General features: G+C 62.1%; 27 protein-coding genes. 13 read left to right on the top strand and 14 right to left on the bottom strand.

Features of this window, described 5'->3' with window-relative positions:
• The first annotated feature begins 104 nt into the window (after window positions 1–104).
• The 4 genes from AC1PPK_RS19420 to AC1PPK_RS19405 all read left to right on the top strand — a co-directional run bounded on the left by AC1PPK_RS19420 (window position 105) and on the right by AC1PPK_RS19405 (window position 4150).
• Window positions 105–2696: a DNA primase family protein gene (locus tag AC1PPK_RS19420; protein WP_481114660.1), complete on the top strand. Its 2592-nt coding sequence runs from the start codon at window positions 105–107 to the stop codon at window positions 2694–2696.
• Between the two features lie 284 nt (window positions 2697–2980).
• A complete protein-coding gene (locus AC1PPK_RS19415; RefSeq protein WP_481114659.1) occupies window positions 2981–3505 on the top strand; it encodes a hypothetical protein in 525 nt (174 codons plus the stop codon).
• 49 nt (window positions 3506–3554) lie between these two features.
• A complete protein-coding gene (locus AC1PPK_RS19410; RefSeq protein ID WP_481114658.1) occupies window positions 3555–3788 on the top strand; it encodes a hypothetical protein in 234 nt (77 codons plus the stop codon).
• Between the two features lie 206 nt (window positions 3789–3994).
• Complete coding sequence (locus tag AC1PPK_RS19405; protein WP_481114657.1) at window positions 3995–4150, top strand: hypothetical protein; 156 nt, start codon at window positions 3995–3997, stop codon at window positions 4148–4150.
• A 165-nt stretch (window positions 4151–4315) separates the two neighbouring features.
• Here the strand turns inward: AC1PPK_RS19405 and AC1PPK_RS19400 are convergent, their stop codons facing one another.
• Both AC1PPK_RS19400 and AC1PPK_RS19395 read right to left on the bottom strand, forming a co-directional pair.
• A complete protein-coding gene (locus AC1PPK_RS19400; RefSeq protein WP_481114656.1) occupies window positions 4316–4927 on the bottom strand; it encodes a hypothetical protein in 612 nt (203 codons plus the stop codon).
• A gap of 23 nt (window positions 4928–4950) precedes the next feature.
• Window positions 4951–5397, bottom strand: a complete 447-nt coding sequence (locus AC1PPK_RS19395; RefSeq protein WP_481114655.1) for a hypothetical protein — start codon at window positions 5395–5397, stop codon at window positions 4951–4953.
• A gap of 110 nt (window positions 5398–5507) precedes the next feature.
• Between AC1PPK_RS19395 and AC1PPK_RS19390 the strand changes: the two genes are divergently transcribed.
• From AC1PPK_RS19390 to AC1PPK_RS19370, 5 genes are all read left to right on the top strand, one after another.
• A complete protein-coding gene (locus tag AC1PPK_RS19390) occupies window positions 5508–5858 on the top strand; it encodes a hypothetical protein (RefSeq protein ID WP_481114654.1) in 351 nt (116 codons plus the stop codon).
• A gap of 17 nt (window positions 5859–5875) precedes the next feature.
• Window positions 5876–6706 (top strand): hypothetical protein, encoded by an 831-nt coding sequence (locus AC1PPK_RS19385; protein ID WP_481114653.1) that lies wholly within the window; start codon window positions 5876–5878, stop codon window positions 6704–6706.
• A 405-nt stretch (window positions 6707–7111) separates the two neighbouring features.
• A complete protein-coding gene (locus tag AC1PPK_RS19380; RefSeq protein ID WP_481114652.1) occupies window positions 7112–7462 on the top strand; it encodes a hypothetical protein in 351 nt (116 codons plus the stop codon).
• A 181-nt stretch (window positions 7463–7643) separates the two neighbouring features.
• Window positions 7644–8258 (top strand): hypothetical protein, encoded by a 615-nt coding sequence (locus tag AC1PPK_RS19375; RefSeq protein ID WP_481114651.1) that lies wholly within the window; start codon window positions 7644–7646, stop codon window positions 8256–8258.
• Between the two features lie 754 nt (window positions 8259–9012).
• Window positions 9013–9873 carry an endonuclease/exonuclease/phosphatase family protein gene (locus AC1PPK_RS19370; RefSeq protein WP_481114650.1) on the top strand — a complete coding sequence of 287 codons (861 nt, stop codon included), beginning with the start codon at window positions 9013–9015 and terminating at the stop codon, window positions 9871–9873.
• A 26-nt stretch (window positions 9874–9899) separates the two neighbouring features.
• Here AC1PPK_RS19370 and AC1PPK_RS19365 read toward each other — a convergent pair whose 3' ends face one another.
• Complete coding sequence (locus AC1PPK_RS19365; protein WP_481114649.1) at window positions 9900–10430, bottom strand: gamma carbonic anhydrase family protein; 531 nt, start codon at window positions 10428–10430, stop codon at window positions 9900–9902.
• A 248-nt stretch (window positions 10431–10678) separates the two neighbouring features.
• On the opposite strand from AC1PPK_RS19365, the gene AC1PPK_RS19360 reads away from it, so the two are divergent.
• Together AC1PPK_RS19360 and AC1PPK_RS19355 are read left to right on the top strand one after the other, a co-directional pair.
• Entirely contained in the window at window positions 10679–11035 is a 357-nt protein-coding gene (locus AC1PPK_RS19360) for a nucleotide pyrophosphohydrolase (RefSeq protein WP_481114648.1), read from the top strand.
• 80 nt (window positions 11036–11115) lie between these two features.
• Complete coding sequence (locus AC1PPK_RS19355) at window positions 11116–11961, top strand: 23S rRNA (adenine(2030)-N(6))-methyltransferase RlmJ (RefSeq protein ID WP_481114647.1); 846 nt, start codon at window positions 11116–11118, stop codon at window positions 11959–11961.
• 112 nt (window positions 11962–12073) lie between these two features.
• Here AC1PPK_RS19355 and AC1PPK_RS19350 read toward each other — a convergent pair whose 3' ends face one another.
• From AC1PPK_RS19350 to AC1PPK_RS19310, 9 genes are all read right to left on the bottom strand, one after another.
• Window positions 12074–13369, bottom strand: a complete 1296-nt coding sequence (locus AC1PPK_RS19350) for an acetyl-CoA hydrolase/transferase family protein (RefSeq protein ID WP_481114646.1) — start codon at window positions 13367–13369, stop codon at window positions 12074–12076.
• Between the two features lie 133 nt (window positions 13370–13502).
• A complete protein-coding gene (locus AC1PPK_RS19345; RefSeq protein WP_481114645.1) occupies window positions 13503–14789 on the bottom strand; it encodes a DUF1615 domain-containing protein in 1287 nt (428 codons plus the stop codon).
• Window positions 14786–15025, bottom strand: a complete 240-nt coding sequence (locus tag AC1PPK_RS19340) for a hypothetical protein (protein ID WP_481114644.1) — start codon at window positions 15023–15025, stop codon at window positions 14786–14788. Before AC1PPK_RS19340 ends, AC1PPK_RS19345 begins: the two co-directional genes overlap by 4 nt.
• Before the next feature lie 72 nt (window positions 15026–15097).
• Window positions 15098–16108 carry an inorganic phosphate transporter gene (locus AC1PPK_RS19335; RefSeq protein WP_481114643.1) on the bottom strand — a complete coding sequence of 337 codons (1011 nt, stop codon included), beginning with the start codon at window positions 16106–16108 and terminating at the stop codon, window positions 15098–15100.
• 8 nt (window positions 16109–16116) lie between these two features.
• On the bottom strand, window positions 16117–16743 hold the full coding sequence (locus AC1PPK_RS19330; RefSeq protein ID WP_079434981.1) for a DUF47 domain-containing protein: 627 nt from the start codon (window positions 16741–16743) through the stop codon (window positions 16117–16119).
• A 177-nt stretch (window positions 16744–16920) separates the two neighbouring features.
• Window positions 16921–18750, bottom strand: a complete 1830-nt coding sequence (locus AC1PPK_RS19325) for a DEAD/DEAH box helicase (RefSeq protein ID WP_481114642.1) — start codon at window positions 18748–18750, stop codon at window positions 16921–16923.
• 116 nt (window positions 18751–18866) lie between these two features.
• The gene (locus AC1PPK_RS19320) at window positions 18867–19571 is read right to left on the bottom strand and encodes a glutathione binding-like protein (RefSeq protein ID WP_481114641.1); all 705 of its coding nucleotides are present in this window, start codon (window positions 19569–19571) and stop codon (window positions 18867–18869) included.
• A 12-nt stretch (window positions 19572–19583) separates the two neighbouring features.
• Window positions 19584–19940, bottom strand: coding sequence for a ribbon-helix-helix domain-containing protein (locus AC1PPK_RS19315; RefSeq protein WP_481114640.1), 357 nt, complete (start codon window positions 19938–19940; stop codon window positions 19584–19586).
• Window positions 19941–20020: 80 nt separating this feature from the next.
• Window positions 20021–20599: a DJ-1/PfpI family protein gene (locus AC1PPK_RS19310; protein ID WP_374483422.1), complete on the bottom strand. Its 579-nt coding sequence runs from the start codon at window positions 20597–20599 to the stop codon at window positions 20021–20023.
• A 146-nt stretch (window positions 20600–20745) separates the two neighbouring features.
• Here AC1PPK_RS19310 and AC1PPK_RS19305 point away from each other — a divergent pair, with 146 nt between their 5' ends.
• Window positions 20746–21444, top strand: a complete 699-nt coding sequence (locus AC1PPK_RS19305; protein ID WP_481114639.1) for a fumarylacetoacetate hydrolase family protein — start codon at window positions 20746–20748, stop codon at window positions 21442–21444.
• Between the two features lie 46 nt (window positions 21445–21490).
• Here AC1PPK_RS19305 and queD read toward each other — a convergent pair whose 3' ends face one another.
• On the bottom strand, window positions 21491–21937 hold the full coding sequence (gene queD, locus AC1PPK_RS19300; RefSeq protein WP_481114638.1) for a 6-carboxytetrahydropterin synthase QueD: 447 nt from the start codon (window positions 21935–21937) through the stop codon (window positions 21491–21493).
• Window positions 21938–22005: 68 nt separating this feature from the next.
• Between queD and AC1PPK_RS19295 the strand changes: the two genes are divergently transcribed.
• Entirely contained in the window at window positions 22006–22857 is an 852-nt protein-coding gene (locus tag AC1PPK_RS19295) for a radical SAM protein (RefSeq protein WP_481114637.1), read from the top strand.
• Between the two features lie 13 nt (window positions 22858–22870).
• Here AC1PPK_RS19295 and AC1PPK_RS19290 read toward each other — a convergent pair whose 3' ends face one another.
• The gene (locus tag AC1PPK_RS19290; RefSeq protein WP_481114636.1) at window positions 22871–23173 is read right to left on the bottom strand and encodes a helix-turn-helix domain-containing protein; all 303 of its coding nucleotides are present in this window, start codon (window positions 23171–23173) and stop codon (window positions 22871–22873) included.
• Between the last annotated feature and the right edge of the window lie 77 nt (window positions 23174–23250).

The following is a 23250-nucleotide window of genomic DNA, read 5'->3' as shown; positions in this document are numbered from 1 at the left end:
CAGCCAGAGGGGGGGCCAAAAAACCAGAAGCGACTGACCCTCCTGGAATTGGTCGCTGAACTGGGTTACATGGGGGAGCGACTGGCTCGGTTTGAGGTGGCAGCATGAGCCTCGCCACTATTCAGCACGGGCGGATTCCTGACGCCTCTATCGAGCTGGCCAAAGCCGACATCGTCGGCACGATCTCGAAATACGTCGATCTGAAGAAGGCCGGGAAAGACCACCTGGCGCGCTGCCCATTCCACTCCGAAAAATCGCCATCCTTCACTGTCAGCGAGGCGAAGGGGATTTTCCACTGCTTCGGCTGCGGCGCCCACGGCGATGCAATCGACTTCGTCATGGAGCACGAGGGCATTCCTTTCCACGAGGCGGTGCAGAGCATCGTCGGCAATCATCGCGCCAGCGGCGCAGAGCCTCACAAGCGCCAGGTCGATCGGACGCCGGCGGAAGAAGTATGGAAGCCCATCACGCCGGTGCCGGCGAGTGCCGGCGAGCCGCCCAGCGTCTTTCATCGCCGAAATGGTGATGGCTGGGAAGCGCTCAATGCTAGTAGGCGCTGGGCCTACCGGGATGCAGACGGCAACCTGCTCGGCTACGTTTGCCGGTTCGAGCTCCCGGGCAGTGGGAAGGATCTGATCCCCCAGAGCTACGCCATCAACACGCACACCGGGGAGATGCGCTGGAAGTGGCTTTCCTTCGCCAAGCCTCGGCCGCTATATGGGCTGGAAAAGGTGACGGCGCACCCGAAGGCGCAGGTTATCGTAATCGAAGGAGAGAAAGCATGCGAGGCCGGACAGGCGTTATTCGAGGGGCTTGGAATCACTCGCGACAAGCTGGTCACAGTGTCCTGGCCAGGTGGCGGTAAGGCGGTGAAGCATGTTGACTGGACGCCTCTCGCCGGCCGCAATGTCGGCCTGTGGCCGGATGCTGACCAGAAGCCCTACGTTGACACTCACCCGAAGGCCGGCCAGCTCATGCCGTTCATTGAGCAGCCTGGAACGGTCTGCATGGTTGAGATCGCCGGTAAGCTGAATGGAGTAGCCAACTCGGTCAAGTTCATTGTGCCGCCGGTCGGCGTTCCTGATGGCTGGGACCTTGCTGATCCATTGCCAGACGGTTTCAATCTACTGCTACACACCAAGTCAGCGGCACTGCCGATGGCTGACTTTTTCGCTCAACATGTGACTGTGCCGGAAGCGATTTCGCCCCTCGCCGTGCAGCCGGCCGATGACAAGGTGGCGGACGTGGGCACTGAGACGCAAGCACTAGGAACGGTTCCTGTTGCCTTCACCCCACCCGCACTTGTCGCCGCCGATGTGCGCGACGGCACGGAATGCACCCGCCCCCTCTCCGAGATAGGTAACGCGCTCCGCCTGCTGGACATGCACGGGGAGCGCCTGCGCTTTGTCCCTGAAGCGAAGGCGTGGTTGGTGTGGCGTGACGGTGCCTGGCAATGGGATATTGATGGGGCGGCCGTTCGGGCGACTGCGGCCGATCTGCCGAATCGGATCTACAATGAGGGGGCGGCGTTCGACTTCATGGACGCCGAGCACTTCGCGAAATGGGCTCGTAAGAGCCAAACCGCGAAGGTGGTAGATGCCGCGGTGCGCCTGCTTTCCGATCGTAGTGAAGTGCGCCTACCGTTGGCTGTGGTCGACAGCGACCCAATGCTTGCCGGGCTGAACAACGCACGAGAAGTGATCGACCTGACGACAGGCAACGTCCGGCCGGCGGAACCATCCGATCTCGTCACAAAATCCTTGCGCGTTGCCGGGATTGGAGAAGCGGAAAAGGCTGCGCGCTGGCTTCAGTTCCTCGACCAAGTTTTCGGCGGTGACTACGCGCTGATTGACTGGCTGCACCGCTGGTGCGGCTACCTGCTTTCCGGCAGCACCCGGGAGCAGATCATGCTCTTCTGTTTTGGGCACGGAGCCAACGGGAAAAGCATCTTCGCGGAAACCTTGCGTCACGTACTCGGCGACTATGGGCGAAGCGTGCCGGTTGAAACGCTGTGCGAGTCCAAGCGCCAAGCCGGGGGCGCAACCCCAGACCTAGCCGACCTGATCGGCTGCCGCCTCGCGATGAGTTCGGAAACCGAGGATGGGCAGGCGCTTGCCGAGTCGCTAGTGAAGTCACTGGTTGCCGGTGACACTATCAGCGCCAGACCGCTGTACGGCCGTCCTGTGCAGTTCGCACCGGCATTTAAGCTGCTTATGCTCGGCAACCACCGGCCAGTGATTCGCGGAACCGACAACGGCATTTGGCGCCGCATCCGTCTGGTGCCATTCAGCCGAACCTTTGGGCCCGATGATCGAGACCCGGCCCTGCTGGACAAGCTCAAGGCGGAAGCGCCGCATATCCTTGCCTGGATGCTGGACGGCTGCCTTCAGTGGCAGCGCCGAGGGCTCGCGGACGTGCCAAGTGTTGTCGCTGCTCAGACGAAGGATTACCGCGAAGAGCAGGATCTGGTCGGGCAGTGGCTGGCTGAACGCGTCGATTCTGGCTCTGCCGCCGCCGGGTGCAAGTGCCCCAGCAAATTGCTGTACGGGGACTACTGCGAGTGGGCCGAAGCAAACGGCTTGCGCCCGTGCTCGGCAATTGCACTCGGACGGCGGTTACGCGAACGAGGTCTTGTCAGCGAGCGGAAGGCCAGCGGTCCAGAGTTCCAAGGGATCGCGCTCAAACCGAAGCTTTAAAGGTGAAACTCCAGTCAGGCCGGGTCTCCCGGCCTTTTTCTTGGGCAAAGAATGATCCTTATGATCCTTTTTCGCTGTTTTGGAAAAGTCCCCTAGAAACGAAGACAAGGAAAGTTTTATGAAAAGGGGTGAAAAGGATCATTTCGATCATTCAGGTCGGCAAGTGCCAGTCACCTCTTGGCACGCCCTCCTGCTGCTCGGTGTCACACCCGTCACTTGCTGGATGGGCCTCGGCCTGCTGGCTGTCACCGACCTGGCGCGCGTGACACTACCCTGTCACCACCATGACCGAGAGCACCCAAGCCGCCCAGCCGGACCCCGCCGCGATCCGCGCTGCAGCGCGAGAAATGTACGAAGCAACGCCGTCGACCTTCGATCAGATCGGGGCAGAACTGGGTGTGTCAGGCCGTACCGTGAAGCGCTGGGCCGCTGCTGATGGTGGCTGGTCGAAGCTGACAGGCCCGGAGATCACTGCCCAGGCGCGTGCGGTCGCCGACAAGATCAAGACTGCTGTCACCGATCTTGGTCCGCAGGCCAGTGAGGATGAGCGCCAAGCAGTGACTGCTGCGCTGCGTACCGAGTCCGCCGTCGATCAGCGTGCCGCAATCCTTACAAAACACCGCCAAGAGTGGGGCATTGTTCGCGGCCTGGTGGCAGAGGCTGTGCGTGGCCGAGACGCAGCGAAGGCGAAGATGGCCGTCGACGTCGGCCGTGCGCTTGACCTCGTGCAGAGGGGCGAGGCGCGCGCTTGGGGGCTGGATGCCGGCGAGGGGCAGGCCAGCGTAACTTTGGTCATCGAGCGGGGCTGAGTGATCGGAGTCTACACTGCGTTGACGATCAACCACCCGGAGCCAGTCCATGGCGAAGTCCGTTTTCGTGACCCGAAGGTCAGAGATCCTGCGCGCGAAGCACGTCGCAGACCTGGTGCGTCATCTGCATAACCCCGAGCGCTGGCAGATGGACCTTGAGGCGCACTTTGCGAAGCTGAAGGGAAATGCCTTGGCGCTCGCACTGGCTGTGCTGGAAAGCCATGGTTGCGGCGATCCTGAGTTCCGCCGGTACGCTGAGGCGCTGGCGCTTATCGATCGCTGATTGCGCGACCTACCGCCTGGCGCGCCTGTCTCACCCGTCACCGATCCGCCGCCTGCACTGCAGCCCCTACGGCGGCGCCAGCGTGCGGGCAATACGGCGAGCTCACCCGCGCTGCAGAGGCGGCCATCCTGCCAGCGCTGCTGCGATCATGGTGCGACCGGTGCGCGGTCCTTGAGGCCAGCGGCGCCCGCTGGGCGGTGCCAAGAGTGGTCGATCTGTCCGAACTGGCGGCGGCGGGCGTTGCCAAGGTGGTGCTTGAGGCCGTGCAGGACATGCAGCTCAAGCTGGCGCTGCCCAACTATGAGACGCAGTGCGAGTGGCAGGCACAGGGGATTGAGGTGGCCAAAAAGAAGGGGGCATAGACCGGCCGCAAGGCTGATGGCGACAAGCATGAACTGATCCGTGTCCTGCGAGTTGCTGGCAACTCGATTGCCGAGACGGCGAAGCTGGCCAAGTGCTCGATCAGCCTAGCGAAGTTGGTTTGCTAGCCGACGGAGCCTGACCCAGTAATCGCTTAACCAAGCTCCCTACTTGCACTTAATCCAGCGCTTCTCGTAGCCGGGGGCATCCTCGGGCCCCCAGCACCAGCCGAGATTACGCAGTTCTCTCATGGTTGCCTCGCGCTGGTCGCAGGCTTGAGAAGCATCAGGACTACTTCGGCATTTCGTGTTTGAAGCAACGAAGCGGTCGACAAGTTCCTTAGCTTTGCCAGTTGGTTCTACCGTCATCGCAAAATCAGCAGAGTTCGGCAATGAGCTGACATTCATGAAGCGAGATGGCGAGACAAACTGACAAGAAGCTGCTCCACTATCCATCTCATTTCCAAGAGTCGTGCACAAAACAACAACGTCATCTCCGCGCCACGCTTCTTGGTACCAACATGCCGGTGTTTCTCCCACAAATCCGCCTCTGTCTAAATAGACAATGGCACCGAGCATTGCCGTGTTTGGGGCGCCTTTAGCAGAGCATTTTTGCTTTGAAAGGAGCATCAACTTAGTAGGAACCCTGACGCCATTGTGGACACGCCCAGGTTTTTCCAGGTACGCAAAATACCTGCTGGTATCGACTGTATAGGCTGCTGACGGCAATGATATTGAGACCAACACTATGGCCGTAAATGTTTTTCTGAAGATTTTCATGGTTGCTCCAATAACGAAAATTCTTAGTCAGCCTCGTCCACAAGTTCTTCCTGGTGTTTTAGGCTTCCATCATTTGCTAGACGCTCGGAAACGACCTCAAGCGCCCCGCTTACGATAGCCTCGCGGATTGGCGACGAGAGGCCATCTGCCCAGCGTTCCGCCCGTAGCAAGGTGTGAATCCAATGTCGCAGTCTGGCGAACCCGGCGGGGGCCAGATAATCCCGCGGATGCGTGGAGATAACTTCAAATTCTTTCATCGGAGCTAAGTCGGTACAAACGAAGCCGGCTGCGTAGGCTCCGAGGACAAAGCGCCGGTACTCCGGTAGCTGGAACCAGTCAGGGAGCCCTATTTGTGGCCTCTGGGCGTAAGCGTCCATCAACTCCCTTGCCAACAAAGCAAGAAGCTCTGCCTGGCAAGCGTGTACCGGGGCTCGCTTGCTGATCGGCTTGTCCACAATCCCGTTTGCCATCGTGACCTCCACCTTCTCCCGCCTATCCGCTCCGGACGTCGTGACCGGAGACTGTCGGTGTCCTGACGGCTTGCCGTCTGACGCCAACATCATAACTGGAGCAGCCGAAAGTGGGCCAGAGCCTGAAGGATCAGATTCAAGTCGAGTACGCAAAGCTCGACCAATTGACCAACGCGGAGCGCGTAGCCCGGAATACGGTCAACGAGCAGTACAGCGTCTTGCTGTCTCACATGGACATCATTGCGTCGTTGAACGGATTTCTGGATCTCAACGACGCAGCATCGCGCCACCTCAACGGCGTGTCCGTGCCTGAGGCCCTGCGCGTGAAGTCGCAGAAATTTGCTTATTGGCGAGACCTTTGTCTGCACCTGTTCCGGTTGTACCGCGATCGCGTAACCGCGAGTGGCCTCGTCGACGACTTCGACAACGTGCTGGCCAGCATGCCCGCGATCGAACTTTGAGTACGGAATTCTAAAAAATGAACACGCTTGAGATCATCAACACCCAACTCTCGGCTGCCCGCACAGCACTGATTGCTGCTCTCAGCGCCGGAAAGGACACGATGAGCATCCGCGCCGACGTGGCTCGCTTGGAGCAATCGATTGCTGACGCTGAACGTACAGCCATGGAGCAGCGCGCGGCGGCCGACCGTGATGAAGCGGTAGCCGTTGAGCTTGCCGCCGCCGAACTTGTAGAGAAGACGCAAGCAGCCGTTACCGCCAGCGTCGAAGTGTCAGGCCTCGCTAAACTTACTGGGCAACCGACGCAGCTTGTCGCTTCCGATCCGGCAATCGACGCTGCTGCACGCGCGGTTTCACGCTGCCGTGTCGCCTTGGAGCGGGCTGAAGCCGATTACCGGCCCTATGGGGAGAAGGCGGCGGGCCTCCTGTCTCGGCTGAACGAAAAGAAGCGAGTCGTCGAAGAGGTCAAGCGTCGCCGCTTATCCGGTGACGAGCGAGATGGCGATGCGGCTGAACTGGGATTGCTCGCCGCCGACATTGAGTCCCTCGAAACGCTGCACAACGAGGCCAAGTCTGCCGCTGCCAGCGAAGACCGGCGCCCGGCGGCGCGCGCATCTTTGAGCCATGCAGAAGTGCAGCTCGAACACCATCGCAAGCAAGCCGCGTTTTCTGCAGCCCGCGAGCATGTCCTGCGCGCCGAGGCCATTTTCGTGGACGCCTGGCGAACTATGGTCGAACTCGGCAGGGCTGCCGGCCGGGGCTCGCCTTGGGGTGAATATCAAGCCTCGCCTGAGATGCGCCGCGCCGTGACCGGGCAACTGGTCCCCGGATTCCGCGGGGCGCTTTGAGATAGTACGCGGACACCCTCAGGAGCCCGCCGACGCAAGGGGGAGAGCGATGAGCGCAAGCGTATTGAACAGATCCGGGCGAGATACTCGCGGCAGGTTCGTTATCGGGAACGCGGGTAATCCGCATGGCAACCCGAGGGTGCCTGTTGCCGACCGTCTCGCGAGGCTCTTGGAGAAGCGCGGAGGCGATCTTCTGGAGCGGGCGTTCGATGTGGCTCGAACCGACGACGCCGTTCTCGCCGGGCTGCTGCAGTTCTGCGCCGTCATGATGCATCCGGCCGAGGGCGCACATGAATAGTTTGCTCCGGTCGCGTGTTTGCTCCGCGCGACCATTTGCCTGGGCGTCCAAATTGCTCTGATGCCCAGGCTCTTTCTACTACGGCCTTGAGGGCGAAGGAGTAATCCGTGTTTGATGATCCGAATATCGATTGGCGTACGGGCAAGCCTTACGCGGTGACAGACGACGAAATTTTTAGTGCTTTGGGCCGCATGGCGCAGAGGGCGAATGAGCCAAGGCTGATCGTGGCCAAAGCGGTTACGCTACCGGTGGCCAAGCGTGCTTCCAAAAGCTCGAAGGCCGCCACTGTGGCTTCGCGCCAGAAGCACATTCCGGACGACCGCGAGTTGTTGGGCGGCTTGTCCGATGCAGTGTCCCGTGGTCGGCTTTCGGGCCACGCAGCGCTCGACGCCGAGCGCATGGTGCACGAAGGCAAGCCACTGCCGGCGGAGGTTCGGCGGGCCATCTTGGGCTGCTGACGTGTTTGGGGACTCAGCACCCGCACGCCGTGCAGCGCGTTTCCGTCATACCGCCACGCTGCCGAGCCTGAATGAGTCCTTGGCCGCCACACCCTGAGCAGGCGAACTCACAATACCGCCAATCCTTGGCGAGTTTGCCCGTATCCCTGCTCAGCTCTAGCCAGGATGTTGCCGCGTCGGGATGGATGAGGCTCGCCGCGGCAACGACGGGGGCGGGCTCCTCCCCGGCGCGAAGGAAGTCCACGGCGATGTATTCGAGGTGGCCGTCTATCTCAGTCTGGAGCAAGACCCGGCCGGCGGCGTCGTGGTACTCGAATGCGCCGCGCTCCGTGTTCCATCGGGTGTTTCCGGGCTGATCGCCGTGAACGCGGTAGCCGGCGCGGATTGCACGAGCAATGGCCTCGTGTTCATCAACTCCATCGAACAGGCGCCAGGTCCGCCGACCATTGTCGTCGATAATTCCAACACGCCGGAGCGTTGGGGGGCGATAGTCCCGCAGCGGATTGCCCCTGGCGTTACGGCCCCGCCGATTTTCGGCGTCGCGATTCGAGCAGGAGACGCAGAGCTGCGTCGACACGATCAGACGCAAATCGGTTCGACCGCATCGCACGCAGGCCTTTTCATCCAGCGGTGCGGGTTGCACAGGCTCGACTTCGGGCTCAGCGTGGAGCCGGGCATGAGCGGCACCCACTGGGCAACGCTTGCACGCCGCGTACCTTCCCTCAATGGCATCCCGGGCCCGGTTCGCCCTGGTGAATCTGTCTGCACACGATGCGGTGGACAACGTGGCTCTTAGGACTGTGCAATCGAAATGCTGTTGGCCAAGAATGAGAGTCCGATATTCGACTGGCACCATGCTCACGACTCCGCAATGAAAGCGGCGGTTCGGATGCGGACATCTGTACGATCGGTCACATTCCCGAGTGGCGATGCAACGTCAGGCGGCGTACTTGGTTCGTGTGCGCTGACGCTTGGCGAGGCGCAGAGAGGTGCTGGCGGCGGACTGGCTTTGATGATGACCGCCCGACTACACCGCATAGGTTGAGCAGGGGCTTTAAGGTGTCGCCGCGCCAGAAGCATGCCGAGATCGATCACATCGCCAATGGAACGACCGTGCTCTTGTGCGATCTCTCGAAGGATGGTCCGGGTGTCGGCTGCAATCCAGCAATGTAGGCGAGCCTTTCCATTATTCCGAAGCCGAGCTTGGTACGTGGCTTGACGTTCTGCGTCTGATTTCATGTGACATCCTCCTCGTTACTGAGAGGATGCAGTCACGATCAGTTACGTGACTGTTCATGTGCCGTGAAGTGGTGCCGCCTCGACATTTTCCTTTCCCTATAGACTTTTTCCTTGAGCTGAGCAGTGGGTGATGTCCGCACTGATAAGGCGTGCGCCAGGTCTTCCTAGGCGTAGTCGAACAAGTGAGTGGCTCCTGAAGATGAGCGATACGCAGGTGCAAGGGCTTGATGAGATAAAACGTGCACCCTTGTGTGCACCCCATACCTGCTCATTGAAAAAATATCATTGTATTTAAAAGAATTTTTGTAGATATGAAGTTACTGAGCTGGAACATTCAGTGGGGACGGGGCGCCGATGGCGAGGTGGACCTTGTCCGCAGTATTGCGGCGATCCGCATGCTGGGTGAGTTTGACGTGCTGTGTCTGCAAGAGGTGGCCGTGGGCTTCGCGGCCCTGCAGGGGCAGACGCCAGTGGATCAGGTTGCAGTGCTGGCTGCCGCATTTCCGGGTTACAGCGCGCATTTCGCCGCCGGCGTGGATGTGCCGGACGGCGCTGGAGGCCGTAACCTTTTCGGTAACTTGACCTTGTCCCGCTTGCCCGTGGGGCAGGTGTTTCGCCACAGTCTGCCACGCCCGCCGAATGCCGGTGTGCCGAGCATGCCGCGGGTATGCCTGGAAGTTGTTGTATCCGGGCCAGCGGGGCCGATCCGGGTCTTGAACACGCATCTGGAGTATTACTCCGCGGTGCAGCGTTCAGCGCAGATCGACGCACTGCGCGAGTTGCAGGCCGAGATCCGTGAGGTGCGGGAAAGCGTGGCCGGGCAGCCGCAGGGTGAGGCGGCCGATGAGGATTCCCCGTTCCGCAGTTGGCCACGCCCGCTGTCGGCCATCATCTGCGGTGACTTCAATTGTGAACCAGGTAGCCAGGCGTATTACCGCATGACGCTGAAGGGCCAAGCGGGCCCTGAATGGGCTGACGCATGGCCCGCCTGCTACGGCGACATCCCGCATTTGTGCTCAGTCGGCCTCAACGGGGCGGAGTGGCCGGATCGGCCCTATTGCTGCGACTTCTTCTTCGTCAGCACCGATCTGGTGGACAAGATCGACTCGGTAGCCGTCAATCAGGCCACTGCAGCGTCAGACCACCAGCCGGTCATGCTCACGTTGTTCTGAGCAAATCATGGGCTCGCTGCCCAGATTCACTCGTCTTTGAGTTCGAACAGCTCGGCCTGGTATCGGAGCGCGTTTTTCACGTAGCCGTCGGCGCTCGCCTTGAGGCGCCCGATTTCATGGTCGGTAAGTTCGCGAATGATCCGTCCGGGCGAGCCGCAGACCAGCGACCGATCGGGTATGACCTTGCCCTCCGGGATCAGCGAATTGGCACCGATCAGACAGTGTTTGCCGATCACGGCCCGGTTGAGGACGACCGCATTGATGCCGATCAACGTGCCTTCTCCGACCGTACAACCGTGGAGCATGGCCTTGTGGCCAATAGTGACGTCGCGCGCGATATCGAGCGGCACACCGTCGTCGGTGTGAAGAACGGCACCATCCTGGATGTTGGTGTTTTCGCCGACGCTGATCGGGTCGTTGTCGCCGCGCAGAATCGCGCCGAACCACACGTTGACATTGGGGCCGAGATGCACGTCACCGATGACGGTGGCGTTGTCCGCGATCCAGACCCCCTCCTCCAGTTGTGGAGCGCGCTCTCCGAGGCGGTAAATCGGCATGTGTTTTCCTGTTTTAGTTGAGTTTCGGCCGTGCCGCCGAATGGCCGGCCGAAGAGCGCGCCATAATAACAGGGTGACGGTCCAGCGCAAGGGGAAAACGTAGCATTTTGATACATTTCCCGAGCCGAAATAAGGGCTTAGCATTCTTGCGGAAATGCGTTGGAAAATTGCCAAAAATGTCTGTCCGGCCTTGAAAAATGTCGGTCACCGCAGTGCTGCCTTGGTGTTTTCCTGATGGAAGGATGGGAATGACGGAGCTGGATGAACTGACACGGCTGGTGTTGGCGTTTCGGGATGAACGGGATTGGTCCCAGTTTCATTCCCTGCGCAATCTGATCGTGTCCCTCAACCTGGAGGCCGGCGAGTTGCTGGAGTTGGCGCAATGGAAGACCGACGACGAGATTGCCGCATTGCCGCTCGATCTGCAGGGCCGGGAGGCGCTGGAGGACGAATGTGCGGACGTGCTGCTGTACTTACTGCTGATCGCGGATCGGGCCGGCATCGATCTGGACGCTGCAGCCCGTGCCAAGCTGGTCAAGAACGCCGTCAAATATCCGGTCGAGCGTTTCCGGGGTTCGCGCCGCAAATACGACGCGCCGGAGTGATCGTTGGAGAGGCGGCAGGGCGGGCGAGGTGTTAACATCGCGCCCCTGATCTTTCGTTCCCGTTGCCGGGTGCATCCGCCATGCTGAGTTACCGCCATGCCTTCCACGCAGGCAACCACGCCGACGTGCTCAAGCACTTCGTGCTCGTCCAGTTGCTGGAGTACTTCAACCAGAAGGACAAGCCTTACTGGTACATCGACACCCATGCCGGTGCCGGCTGCTATTCCCTTGAGGAGGCGTTTGCACGCAAGAATGCGGAATATGAAGAGGGTGTTGCGCGCCTCCTCGGCCGCAAAGATGTGCCGAAGGAGCTGCGGGAATACCTGAAGGTCGTGCGTGATCTGAACACGGACGGCCGTCTGCGTCTGTACCCCGGCTCCCCGTGCTGTGCTGCGGCGATCCTGCGGCCGGATGACCGCATGCGGCTGTTCGAACTGCATCCGGCCGATAACCGATTGTTGCAGCAGACTTTCGAGAGCTCTGGGAGCAAGGCGCTGATCCTCGAGCAGGACGGCTTCACCGGCATCAACGCCTTCCTGCCGCCGCCGAGCCGCCGCGCGCTGGTCCTGATCGATCCGCCGTACGAGGTGAAGACCGACTACCGGACGGTGATTTCGATGCTGAAGGAGAGCCTGCGTCGCTTTGCGACCGGCACCTACGTGGTGTGGTACCCGAAGCTGCAGTCGATGCAGTCACGGGAACTGGCCGACAGGCTCAAGCGCCTGCCGATCACCAGCTGGTTGAACGTGAGCCTGGATGTTCAGAAACCGTCGGAAGACGGCTTCGGCATGCACGGCAGCGGCCTGTTCATCATCAATCCGCCGTGGACGCTGCCGGAAACGCTGAAGAAGGTGATGCCTTATCTGGTTGAAGTGCTGGGCCTGGATGACGGAGCCAAGTTTGAACTGGAGTACGAGATTCCCTGAGCACGAATGCATAGGGCTGCAACGGCCGGTCGCGTGATGCGGCCAGCGCTTGCAGCCCTGAGAGTTTGCGGCAAATGCCGTTCCCGCCCAAGGCCGGAACGGCATTTCTTGTTTACAGCAGATGCATCTTCCGGGCAGCGGCGGTCAGTTCTTCACGGAAGTCCGGGTGTGAGATACCGATCAGGGCCTGGGCCCGCTGCTTGGCGGTCTTGCCGCGGAGCTGGGCGACGCCGTATTCGGTGACCACGTAGTTGATGTCGTTCTTGCTGGTGGATACATGGGTGCCCGGCGTGAGGGTCGGCACGATGCGGGAAATTGCGCCGTCCTTGGCGGTGGACGGCAGCACGATGAAGGCTTTGCCGCCGTTCGAGCGGTTGGCTGCTCGGACGAAGTCGGATTGGCCGCCGGTGCCGGAGTAGGGGATCGGGCCCAGGCTCTCGGAGCCGCACTGGCCAAGGAAGTCGATTTCCAGCGTTGCGTTGATGGCGACGAGATTATTGTTCTGGCCGGCCAGGTAGGGATCGTTGGTGAAGTCCACCGGATGCATCTCGAACATCGGGTTGCGGTCCATCCAGCTATAGAGCTTCTTTGAGCCGAGCGCGAAGGTCGCGACCATCTTGTTGGGCAGGTAGTTCTTGCGGCGATTGGTGACTGCGCCGGCTTCGATGAGGGTCAGGATGCCGTCACCGATCATCTCGGTGTGGATGCCCAGATCGTGCTTGTGGGTCAGCTGCATCACCACCGCGTCGGGAATGCCGCCATAGCCGATCTGCAGAGTGGAGCCGTCGTCGATGAGATCCGCCACGTACTTGCCGATGGCTTCCTGCACCGGTCCGATGGTCGGCAGGCCGACTTCGAGGATGGGCTCCTCGTTTTCGACGAGGGCGGTGATCTGGGAAATGTGGATATGGCAGTTGCCGAAGGTATAGGGCACGTTCGGATTTACTTCGACGATCACTACCCGCGCCTTGCGGATCGCAGCCATCGTGTAGTCGGCGGCGATGCCCAGCGAGAAATAGCCGTGCTGGTCCATCGGCGAGACCTGCGTGAACACGACTTCCGCCGGCATCAGGCCGCGATCGATCAGCTGCGGCATTTCGGAGAAGTAGCTGGGTGTGAAGTCCACGACACCTTCGCGGAAGCCAGGGCGGGTGGCACCGCTGAAGAAATAGGCCACATGGCGGACGTGCTCGGCAGTGCTCGGATCGAGGTAGCCGAACTTGCGTACCGACAGGATCTGCGACACCTTCACATCGCGGAAGTCGCGACGGTGTTCGGACAGGGCGCCGAGCAGCGCGGGCGGCTCTGCAACGGCGGTCGGCACGATGACGGTGTCGCCATTGTGAACGTGACGGATTGCTTCTGCGGCGGTGGTTCGCTTGGCTGCGTATTGCTCCTGGAAACTCATTGACTTTTCTCCCTTGGTAATCGTTTTAGTCCAGATTAGACCACGCTCCCGTGGCCCAGGCTGTACTCGATTGTAAAGCCGGCCCGTACTTTTCCGTATGGGCCGGATCAAGGAAGGTTTGAGTGACGTGCGCTCAGGGCAGCGCCGAAAGATTGCGTCCCAGACAAGTGCGATGGCGGCCGTCCACGCGTTCGGCGAACCAAGCGGTGGTCAGCTTGCGCTGAATCTTCGGGCTCTTGAGGTCGATCTGCGGCAGCATCTCCCGCGGCAGGCGGGCGCCCGCGGCCTCGGCGAGGGCAAAGACCTTGGTGTAGAGCGGTGTCTGTGCGAACTGCCAGATCTTCTCGAGGCGCAGGTCGCGCGCAATGTCCGTGCGGGACATGCCGAGGCGTCCCGCAATGGAGTGCAATGCAGTCAGCGTGGTGCTCGGCTCCGATGATGGGGTGCCATCCACGTAGCGCAGCAGGTCACCGTCCAGCGCCATAGGCTGGCTGCTGAGGCGGACCACGGCGTTCTGGAACGCGACGTTGCGGCTGCTGTAGCGCCCCGCATTGAAGTCCGCGAAGCGGTACAGGAGCTTGTTGTAGGGCGCCGGATAGTCGAGCAGGATCGCGACGCCGAAATAGACGCCGCCCCGGCGCGTGAACACTTCGGAGCGCACGCTGCCCGGCCGTGGGTAGGGGTAAGGCTTTTCCCTGATCTGCTCCTCGGCGAAGGCCACACTGACCTGCATCGGGCCGCCGGTGCGTACCGGGTTGTAGCCGCCGAGCAGGGACTTGCCATTGGGCAACTCGGAGATCATGTCCTCGAAGAGGGCGTTCATCTGCTTCTCTGTGCGCAGCGCATCGACCCGTGCCTTGTAGCTGCGTCCGTCTGGAGATGTCTTCAGGAAGGCGGTGTCCACCAGCAATTTGGGCAGGTGCAGGCGTTCCCGCCGGCTGTCGATCTCCTTCCACACGATCTGTGACAGGCCGGGCACTGCGGGATCGGCCTGGAAGCTGGACTCCTGTTCGATGACGGCGATGGCGGCGCAGATGTTATCCGGCGTAGGGGGAACGCGTAGTGTCGAAAAGGCTGTGAAGATGTCGGCCGCCCAGCCGTCGCGATCCTTGGCTCCCGGCGGAATGAAGCGGGCCACCAGCGCTCGCCCTTCACGTTCACCAAGGTAGGCGACAGGGGCAGCGATCGGAGGCGGCTTCTGTGCTATCGGAGGCGCTACTGGCGGTGCTGCCGGCACGGCTTGCGGGGTCGGGCGGGGGGCGTCCGGCGTTGGCAAAGGGCGTGCGGGCAGGGTGGGCTCTACCGGTGGAGGAAGCCGGGGAGAGGGACGGGATTCGACGGGGGCGTTGCCGGTGGCGCAGCCGGCGAGCAGGGCGAGGCTGGTCAGCAGCCCTCCCAGCAGGGCTGGCGAGCGGATCACGATTGATCGTGCTGCTTTTCCGCTTCGGCGATGCGCCCCAGGCTGCGGGTGTAGTAGGCCGCGTAGCCGAGGCCCAGCAACGCCATGACGCCAGTCAGCAGAACCGGGCCTTCGGCGGGTTGGCCGGCCAGTACGTTGGTGATGAAGGAATAGCCGAGGACGGTGGCAGCGGCGAAGCCGCCGACGATGCGGACGACGGCAAAGGTCTTTTGCTGCTTCAGGGTGGGAGCGGGCATGAACTGAACGGGGCCAGGCGGATTGAGGCCGCGAGGATCGGACTTCTCCTCGCGGACGTCAAGTTGCGTTGCTTACAGCAGGCCGCGACCGAGCCAGTAGCCGCCGGCGGCAATGATCGCCGAGCAGGGAATGGTCAGGATCCAGGCCCAGACGATGCTGCCGGCAATCCCCCAGCGCACGGCTGCTGTGCGGCGCACCGAGCCAACGCCGACGATGGCGCCGGTGATGGTGTGGGTCGTGGAGACCGGGACGCCCAGTGCAGTGGCAATGAACAGGGTGATTGCACCGCCTGTTTCGGCACAGAAACCACCCACCGGCTTGAGCTTGGTGATGCGCTGCCCCATGGTCTTGACGATGCGCCAGCCGCCGAACAGGGTGCCGAGGCCGATGGCCATGTAGCACAGCACGACGACCCACATCGGGACCGGATCACCCTGGGCGGTCACGCCGGCGGCGATCAGCAGCATCCAGATGATGCCGACTGTCTTCTGTGCGTCGTTACCGCCGTGTCCGAGGCTGTACAGGCCTGCCGACAGGAGTTGCAGCCGCCGGAACCATTTGTCCACCCGGCGCTGGGTCTTGTTGCGGCACACCCAGGCAACGATGACGAGGATCAGCGAGCCAAGCACGTAACCGAACAGTGGCGAGAGGATGATGAAGGCGACCGTTTTCCAGATGCCTGCACCGATCAGCGTGCCGGTGTTGCCGGCCTTGGCAATCGCTGCGCCGACGATGCCGCCGATGAGGGCGTGGGAGGAACTCGACGGAATGCCGTAGTACCAGGTGACGATGTTCCAGGCGATGGCGCCGACGAGGGCCCCGAAGATCAGGTAGTGGTCCACCGCCGAGGGCTCGATGATGCCCTTGCCGACGGTGCTGGCCACCTTCAGCTGGAAGACGAACAAGGCGATGAAGTTGAAGGTGGCGGCCCAGGCCACGGCCTGATGGGGCTTGAGCACGCCGGTGGAAACGACGGTGGCGATGGCGTTCGCAGCGTCGTGAAAGCCATTCATGAAGTCGAAAAGCAGGGCGACGACCACGAGCCCGGCAATGACCCACAGGCCGATCTGTACGTGTTCCATGGATGCGCTCAGGCGTTTTCGAGCACGATGCCTTCGACGATCTTGGCGACGTCCTCGCAGCGATCGGTGATGGATTCGAGCTGCTCGTAGATGGCCTTGAGCTTCATGACCTGAAGCGCGTCGCGCTCGTCACGGAAGAGCTTGGACATGGCGCCGCGCATGATGCGGTCGGCGTCGGTTTCGAGGCGGTCGATTTCCTGACAGGTCTGCAGGATCGCGCTGGCGTTGTCCATGTTGGCGATCAGGCCGACGACAATCTTGACCCGCGTGCAACAGGACAGACTGACATTGGCCAGTTGCAGGGCTTCCGGGGTGATGCGCTGGATATGGTAGAGCGTGGTGCACTCGGCGACGTCCTGGACAGTGTCGAGAATGTCGTCCATCGCATTGATGAGGCCGTGGATCTCGTCGCGGTCCAGCGGCGTGATGAAGCTCTTGTGGAGCTGGGCGATGGTTTCGTGGGTGATCTTGTCTGCGGCTTGCTCGATCGCCTCGATGTTGGCGATGTGTTGTTCCGCGCCGTCCAGATCCTGCATCAGCGCGACAAGGGCTTCACCGCCGCGGACGATCTGTTCCGCGTGGCTGTTGAAGAGTTCAAAAAAGCGCCCCTCTTGGGGCAGCAGGCGTCCGAACATGTGTAATTGTTACCAGGTGATGACGGTAACTTTACATTTTATCAGACGCTTAGCTGCTTCACGAAGGGGGCTTTGTGGAAGTGTGGGGCGAATGCAACGGATGCCAGCCTGTCAAAGCGTTCGGAGTGGTGGCGGCGTCCGTGATCGATCAGGTGGTGAAAATGCTGATGGATTGCATCAGGGTTTCGGCTTGCGCGGCTTGAAACCGCCACCTTCGCGATTGAAGTTGCCGCCGTCACGGTTGAAGCCTTCCTTGCGGAAGGGCTTCTTCGGTGGTGCTCCACGGCCACCGGGGCCCGGGCGGCCACGTTCGCGGCTGGCTTCTTCGGGGCTGGCCAGGCGGAGGTTTAGCGGCTGCTGACGGACTCGTGCGCGGCGCAGAATCTGGACGACCTCGTTGGGCAGATCGGCCGGCAGTTCGACCGTGCTGTAGTCCTCGAAGAGATTGATCTGGCCGATGAAGCGGCTTTCGATGCCGGCTTCGTTGGCGATGGCGCCGACGATGTCCTTCGGCGATGCCATGTGTTCGCGGCCCACATCGATGCGGTAACGGGCCAGGCGGCCTTCGGCGAAATCGCGGCGGCGCTCGAGGATCTGGCCGCGGTTCTCGCGCGGCTCGCGGGCGTCGCGCGGTGCGCGGGGCTCGGGCTTGCCGGCGGCGAGCTGGGCGATGTCGGGCCGGCCGGTGTCGGGCATCTGCAGCGGACGGTCCTTCTGGGCCAGGAAGGCCAGCGCGGCGGCGATCTCGTGGATGCTGGCGTCGTGCTTCTCTTCCATGCCGGCGATCACGTCGAGGAAGAAGTTCAGGTCTTCGGATTCCAGCACTTCGGAAACCTGTTGCCGGAAGGCTGCGACGCGCTTGTCGGCGACGGCTTCGCGGCTCGGCAGCTTGAGCAGCTCGATCGGCTGACGGGTGGCGCGCTCGATCTGGCGCAGCAGGTGGTTTTCCCGCGGGGCGACGAAGAGGATCGCGTTGCCGGCACGGCCGGCACGGCCGGTACGGCCGATGCGGTGCACGTAGGCTTCGGTGTCGTAGGGAATGTCGTAGTTGATGACGTGGCTGACACGTGGCACGTCGATGCCGCGGGCGGCCACGTCGGTGGCGACGACGATGTCGAGGGTCTCGTTCTTGAGCTGTTCGATGACCCGCTCGCGCAGCTGCTGGGTCATGTCGCCATTGAGGCAGGCGGCGGCATAACCACGGGCTTCCAGCTTTTCGGCCAGTTCGACGGTGGCGGTCTTGGTACGCACGAAGACGATGGCGGCGTCGAAGTCGTCCTCGACTTCAAGGATGCGGGTCAGCGCGTCGAGCTTATGGGCGCCGGCGATCTGCAGGAAGCGCTGGCGGATCGTGGAAACGGTGGCGGTGGCCGCCTTGATCTTCACTTCCTTCGGCTCGCGCAGGTAGCGGTGGGCAACCCGGCGGATAGCGTCCGGCATCGTGGCCGAGAACAGGGCGGTCTGACGCTCGGCGGGGATGTGTTCGAGGATCCACTCCACGTCGTCGATGAAGCCCATGCGCAGCATTTCGTCGGCTTCGTCGAGGACCAGTGTGGTCAGGCCATCGAGGTTAAGGCTCTTGCGCTCGATGTGGTCCATCACTCGGCCGGGCGTGCCAACCACCACGTGGGCGCCGCGCTGCAACTGGCGGAGCTGGACGACCATGCTCTGGCCGCCGTAGATCGGCAGCACGTGGAAGCCCGGCATCTTGCTGGCGTAGCGCTGGAAGGCTTCGGCCACCTGGATGGCCAATTCGCGGGTGGGGGCGAGCACCAGCACTTGCGGGCTGCGCTTGTTGATGTCGACACGGTCGAGGGCGGGCAGCGCGAAGGCGGCCGTCTTGCCGGTGCCGGTCTGGGCCTCGCCGAGGATGTCATGGCCGGCGAGCAGATGCGGGATGCAGGCCGCCTGGATGGGGGAGGGGGTTTCGTAGCCGATCTCGGCCAGGGCCTCGAGAATCGGGGCCTGGAGGTCGAGCTGGTCGAAGCGTTCGATGGAAGCGGTCATGGGAGCGGGACGCGGGCCGGGTGATGGGTGAAGCGGTCTTGGGCCCGGAAAAAAGAAGCGGCTTCAGAGGAAACCGCGATTTTACCGGAAGCGCACCCGGCCGTGCCGTCGCCCCATCACGCTTTGTTTACGGTTTTAGCATCCTGACCGAAAAGAATCTTCCTCGATTCGTCGTCCACCGTCGGTGCCTTGTTGATGCCTTCGGCGAGCGCGTAGGCGCGGATGGTGGCCGGGCGCTGCTGGATGGCCTCGAACCAGCGCTGCAGGTTGGGAAAATCCTCCAGGCGCTGGCCCTGGCGTTCGTGCGGGACAATCCACGGATAGCAGGCCATGTCGGCGATCGAATAGTTGGTGCCGGCGATGAAGTCGCGGCCTTGCAGTTGCTTGTCGAGGACGGCGTAGAGGCGGGCGGTTTCCTTGACGTAGCGTTCGATGGCGTAGGGAATCGGCTGTGGGGCGTACTGCACGAAGTGGTGGTTCTGCCCGGCCATCGGCCCGAGGCCGCCCATCTGCCAGAACAGCCATTGCAGCGTGGTGATGCGGGTGCGGGTGTCGGACGACAGGAACTGGCCGGTCTTTTCGGCCAGGTACAGCAGGATGGCGCCGGACTCGAAGATGGAGATCTGCGCGCCGCCATCCGCCGGCGTGGTGTCGACGATGGCGGGAATGCGGTTGTTGGGGGCGATGTGCAGGAAGTCCGGCTGGAATTGCTCTCCCTTGCCGATGTTGACCGGATGGATCCGGTAAGGCAGGCCACTCTCTTCCAGGAAAAGGGTGATTTTGTGGCCGTTGGGCGTGGTCCAGTAATAAAGGTCGATCATCTCGCGGTTCTTTCAGGCGGAAGGCCGCCGTTCGTCAGCCAGGACCCAGTCGGCGTCCAGCGCGCGCATCGGCACGCCGGCGTCGGTGGGGATGCGTCCGCTGAGCTGCAGCTGCAGGTAACGCATGCAGGAGACACGCAGGAAGGAGCTGAAGTTCGCGTGCTCGTCGAGCCGGCCGCTTGCGATGAGTTCGTCGTACAGCTTGCCGACCAGTTGCGGAACGCTGAGGCCGTCCCGTTCGCCGATCTCTTCCAGTACGTTCCAGAACAGGTTTTCCAGGCGCAGGCTGGTGGCGACGCCGTGCAGGCGGATCGAGCGGCTGCGGCCGGCGTACAGGTCGGGGTCGGCGTTGATGAAGATCTGGCACATGCTGCGATGACTCCGTTAACGGGAACACCCCCGCCAGGCCATTCTAGGCCGGGTGGGGGCGTCGTGCCGAAGGGGATGGCTCAGTGGCTGATCCGCGTGCCGAGTACCGTCAGGAACTGGGCGATCCAGGCCGGATGGGCCGGCCAGGCCGGAGCCGAGACCAGGTTGCCGTCGGTGACGGCCTGGTCCACCGGGATGTCGGCATAGGTGCCGCCGGCCAGTTCGACTTCAGCCCGGCAGGCCGGGTAGGCGGAACAGGTTCGACCTTCGAGCACGCGGGCGCCGGCCAGCAACTGGGCGCCGTGGCAGATGGCGGCAACCGGTTTGTTGGCGGTGAAGAAGTGGCGGACCGCTTCGACTACGGCCGGATACATGCGCAGGTATTCTGGCCCGCGCCCGCCCGGCACCACCAGCGCGTCGTAATCTTCGGCGCGAATGTCGGCAAAGGTCGCGTTCAGGGCAAAATTATGGCCCCGTTTCTCGGTGTAGGTCTGGTCGCCTTCGAAGTCGTGAATGGCGGTGGCGATAGTGTCGCCCGCCTTCTTGTCGGGGCATACGGCGTGCACGGTGTGGCCGACGGCGAGCAGGGCCTGGAACGGCACCATGGTTTCGTAGTCTTCACAGAAGTCGCCGCAGATCATCAGGATTTTCTTGGGCATGCCAGTCTCCTCGGTTGTGGGTGTGGTGCAGGAAGTGTGGCGATGGAATACGGGCTGCGGGTGGTAACCGGTTACCGCGCCCCCGAATACGGTCCGGCATCGTGATCCGATGCGGACAACATGAACACATGGAAAGGATTGACTGGATGGATTTCGTAATTGTTCCGCCGCCCGTGGTGGCTGTGCCGGTGGTTGGCAAGGATGCCTTTTTCCCGGTGCGCCGGGTGTATTGCGTCGGGCGCAACTACGCCGCCCATGCCCGTGAAATGGGCTCGGACCCGACGCGGGAGCCGCCGTTCTTCTTTTGCAAGCCGGCAGACGCGGTGGTGCCTGTGGCGCAGGGGACAACGTTCGAGCTGCCTTATCCGCAGGCGACGACAAACCTCCATCATGAGATCGAACTCGTCGTGGCGATCGGCAAGGGTGGGGTTGATATTCCCGTGGACGAGGCCTTGTCCCACGTGTGGGGCTACGGAAGCGGTCTCGACATGACGCGCCGCGATCTGCAGTTTGCGCTGCGTGACAAGGGGCGTCCGTGGGAGCTTGGCAAGGCTTTCGACCAGGCGGCGCCCGTTTCTCCGCTGGTGCCCGCGTCCGTTGTGGGCCATCCCGGCAAGGGCGAGGTGTGGCTGAACGTGAACGGCGAGTCCCGTCAGCGCGGTGATGTGTCGGACATGATCTGGTCGATGGCGGAGATCATCTCCAATCTGTCCACGTATTTCCGGCTGGAGCCGGGCGATCTGATTTTTACAGGCACGCCGGAAGGCGTTGGCCCGGTCGTGGCTGGTGACCTCATCGAGGCGGGCGTGGAAGGCGTCGGCAGCCTGGCGGTGCGGATCGTCTAGCCGGAGTCGGGCATGGCGGCGCTGCCTGGCGCCGCCATGCCTGGGCTTACTCTGAGCGCAGTGCGTCGGCCCAGCAGTTGGGCGTTTCGAACAGGCGCACGCGCTCGAGGCGCAGGTGGTTGCCGTAACTGTCCCGATAGAGCGGATCGAGAATGCGGAAGGCTTCTGCGGCCAGGTTCTCGGCAGTCGGCACCACGTCGAGAATGACGGTCTTGTGGCCGGGCATGCTCTGCAGGAAGTCCACCACTGCAGTGTCGTGGCGATAGGCCAGGAAGGCGTGATCCCAAACGTCCACCACGTATTGCTTGGCGATGGCCTTCACGTCGGCAAAGTCCATCACCATGCCGTTAACCGGGGTGCCGGCGGCCTGGATGATGTCGCCGGAGAGGGTGATCTCCAGTCCATAACGATGGCCGTGCAGGTGACGGCATTGGCTGGCGTGGTCGGGGATGCGGTGGCCCGCGTCGAATTCCAGGCGGCGCGTGATACGCATGGGGAGCACCGGGTAAACAAAAAAGGTCCCGTATTATACGCGCCTCGTTTTTGGAGCCGGATAGTGCCATGAACACCAGGCAGCAGATGCTGACCGTGACGGATCACAACCGCAGCTACATCGACATGACCTACGTCTATCCGGTCGTGTCCCGGCGGGCGCGGGGCGTGTCGGTGGGTATCAATCTGAATCCAAACAGTGCCTGCAACTGGCACTGCGCCTATTGCCAGGTTCCCGGTCTGGTGCGCGGTGCGGCGCCCGAGATCGACGAAGCGCTGCTGGCGCGTGAGCTGACGGGTTTCCTTAATGAATTGGTTCACGGCCAGTTCATGGCCGAGCACGTGCCGGAGGACGCACGCGTGATTCGCGACATCGCGTTCTCGGGCAATGGGGAGCCGACGAGCTGTGCGACCTTCTCGAATATTGTCAGGCAGGTCGTACGCATCCGCAACGAAGCCGGGCTGGCGCATGTGCCGATACGCCTGATCACCAATGGCAGCCAGGTGGACAAGCCCGATGTTCAGGCAGGGCTTCGCCTGCTCGCAGAGGCGGGCGGGGAGGTGTGGTTCAAGCTGGATGCGGGCACGCAGGCTGATATTGCGCGCATCAACGGCGTCAGCATTCGACCTGAATCGCATGCACGGAGGCTGGCACTGTGTGCGTCGTTATGCCCGACATGGGCGCAGACTTGCATGTTCCGCTGGGATGGCAAGGTGCCTTCCGCGGAATTTGTAGACAGCTATATGGAGGTGCTGGAGCAGGCGGGCTTGGCTTCCCTGAAGGGAGTGTTGCTATATGGCCTTGCCCGTCAGTCCTTTCAGCCTGAGGCAATTCACCTTCAGCAGCTCAGTGCCGACGAACTCGAATCGATCGCCGGCAGGCTGAGGCAGAAAGGGCTGGCCGTGACAGTCAGCCCTTGAGGCTCGTACCTGCTCAGTGAGCGACGCGCTCTTTCTTCTTGGCGCGGGCTTCCTTCTTCAGCGTCTTGAACAGCTCAGGGTTGGTGGACTTCAGGTATTCCACCACTTCGACGTCATCCTTCTTGATCTTGCTGATGTCCACCTGTTCGATATGAACCAGGCGAAGCAGGGCTTGTACGGGGCGCGGAATGTTGCGGCCGCTTTCGTAGCGGGAGCCGCCGCTTTGGGTAACGCCGATCTTGGACCAGAACTGGGACTGGTTCAAACCGAGCTTACGGCGGATTTCGCGCACATCAACTTTTTCAGTGGTCTTCATTTTGCCATCCTCAAGGGGTTGTTCACTCTGTCAGTCTTTACAACAGACTAGCTGCTGTCTGATATAACTTTCGTTAT

It is taken from the genome of Zoogloea sp. JDB1, assembly GCF_056724025.1.
Note: the sequence above shows the minus strand (reverse complement) of the source record. Positions and strands in the feature narration are given on the sequence as shown.

Bases quoted from the DNA above. Each gene is read 5' to 3' on its own strand.
- AC1PPK_RS19420 (WP_481114660.1), top strand. From the start codon at position 105: ATGAGCCTCGCCACTATTCAGCACGGGCGGATTCCTGACGCCTCTATC.
- AC1PPK_RS19415 (WP_481114659.1), top strand. From the start codon at position 2,981: ATGACCGAGAGCACCCAAGCCGCCCAGCCGGACCCCGCCGCGATCCGC.
- AC1PPK_RS19410 (WP_481114658.1), top strand. From the start codon at position 3,555: ATGGCGAAGTCCGTTTTCGTGACCCGAAGGTCAGAGATCCTGCGCGCG.
- AC1PPK_RS19400 (WP_481114656.1), bottom strand. From the start codon at position 4,927: ATGAAAATCTTCAGAAAAACATTTACGGCCATAGTGTTGGTCTCAATA.
- AC1PPK_RS19395 (WP_481114655.1), bottom strand. From the start codon at position 5,397: ATGGCAAACGGGATTGTGGACAAGCCGATCAGCAAGCGAGCCCCGGTA.
- AC1PPK_RS19385 (WP_481114653.1), top strand. From the start codon at position 5,876: ATGAACACGCTTGAGATCATCAACACCCAACTCTCGGCTGCCCGCACA.
- AC1PPK_RS19375 (WP_481114651.1), top strand. From the start codon at position 7,644: ATGGATGAGGCTCGCCGCGGCAACGACGGGGGCGGGCTCCTCCCCGGC.
- AC1PPK_RS19370 (WP_481114650.1), top strand. From the start codon at position 9,013: ATGAAGTTACTGAGCTGGAACATTCAGTGGGGACGGGGCGCCGATGGC.
- AC1PPK_RS19365 (WP_481114649.1), bottom strand. From the start codon at position 10,430: ATGCCGATTTACCGCCTCGGAGAGCGCGCTCCACAACTGGAGGAGGGG.
- AC1PPK_RS19360 (WP_481114648.1), top strand. From the start codon at position 10,679: ATGACGGAGCTGGATGAACTGACACGGCTGGTGTTGGCGTTTCGGGAT.
- AC1PPK_RS19355 (WP_481114647.1), top strand. From the start codon at position 11,116: ATGCTGAGTTACCGCCATGCCTTCCACGCAGGCAACCACGCCGACGTG.
- AC1PPK_RS19350 (WP_481114646.1), bottom strand. From the start codon at position 13,369: ATGAGTTTCCAGGAGCAATACGCAGCCAAGCGAACCACCGCCGCAGAA.
- AC1PPK_RS19340 (WP_481114644.1), bottom strand. From the start codon at position 15,025: ATGCCCGCTCCCACCCTGAAGCAGCAAAAGACCTTTGCCGTCGTCCGC.
- AC1PPK_RS19335 (WP_481114643.1), bottom strand. From the start codon at position 16,108: ATGGAACACGTACAGATCGGCCTGTGGGTCATTGCCGGGCTCGTGGTC.
- AC1PPK_RS19330 (WP_079434981.1), bottom strand. From the start codon at position 16,743: ATGTTCGGACGCCTGCTGCCCCAAGAGGGGCGCTTTTTTGAACTCTTC.
- AC1PPK_RS19325 (WP_481114642.1), bottom strand. From the start codon at position 18,750: ATGACCGCTTCCATCGAACGCTTCGACCAGCTCGACCTCCAGGCCCCG.
- AC1PPK_RS19320 (WP_481114641.1), bottom strand. From the start codon at position 19,571: ATGATCGACCTTTATTACTGGACCACGCCCAACGGCCACAAAATCACC.
- AC1PPK_RS19315 (WP_481114640.1), bottom strand. From the start codon at position 19,940: ATGTGCCAGATCTTCATCAACGCCGACCCCGACCTGTACGCCGGCCGC.
- AC1PPK_RS19310 (WP_374483422.1), bottom strand. From the start codon at position 20,599: ATGCCCAAGAAAATCCTGATGATCTGCGGCGACTTCTGTGAAGACTAC.
- AC1PPK_RS19305 (WP_481114639.1), top strand. From the start codon at position 20,746: ATGGATTTCGTAATTGTTCCGCCGCCCGTGGTGGCTGTGCCGGTGGTT.
- queD (WP_481114638.1), bottom strand. From the start codon at position 21,937: ATGCGTATCACGCGCCGCCTGGAATTCGACGCGGGCCACCGCATCCCC.
- AC1PPK_RS19295 (WP_481114637.1), top strand. From the start codon at position 22,006: ATGAACACCAGGCAGCAGATGCTGACCGTGACGGATCACAACCGCAGC.
- AC1PPK_RS19290 (WP_481114636.1), bottom strand. From the start codon at position 23,173: ATGAAGACCACTGAAAAAGTTGATGTGCGCGAAATCCGCCGTAAGCTC.